Origin of the sequence: Leclercia tamurae (genome assembly GCF_025566055.1) — a bacterium.
Taxonomy (GTDB): Bacteria; Pseudomonadota; Gammaproteobacteria; order Enterobacterales; family Enterobacteriaceae; genus Enterobacter; species Enterobacter tamurae.
Genome location: NZ_JAMHKS010000031.1, coordinates 1 through 396, shown reverse-complemented (window position 1 = coordinate 396; position 396 = coordinate 1). Strand labels below are relative to the sequence as shown.

At 64.4% G+C, this 396-nt stretch carries 1 protein-coding gene; it reads left to right on the top strand.

The window, feature by feature from the left end:
- On the top strand, positions 1-294 hold a 294-nt coding region (locus tag M8318_RS00155; protein WP_332018233.1), incomplete at its 5' end, for a glycine betaine ABC transporter substrate-binding protein.
- Positions 295-396 lie beyond the last annotated feature (102 nt).

Here is a 396-nt window from a genome sequence, read left to right as displayed (position 1 = left end):
CCGGTGGTGGTGACCGGCTGGATTCCGCACTGGATGTTCGCCAAGTGGAAGCTGAAGTTCCTCGACGACCCGAAGAAGGTCTATGGCGATACCGAGCATGTCGACACCGTCGCCAACCCGGCGCTGGAAGCCAAGGCCAAGCCGGTCTGGGAGTTCCTGAAGAAGTTCGGCTGGAAGGATGGCAACGAGGTCGGCCAGGTGATGCTGGCGATCCAGGAGGGCGCCAAACCCGAGGATGCGGCGAAGCAGTGGGTGGCGGCCAACCCGGGACGGGTCAAGGACTGGGTGCAGTAGCACGGCTGGTTCGATTGGGGAACGCCGTGCCCGGGCAACCGGGCACGGCGTTTTTCCTTGCCGAAGGCTGGCTCCGGAATCTGCCGGAAGGCCCGGGAATAC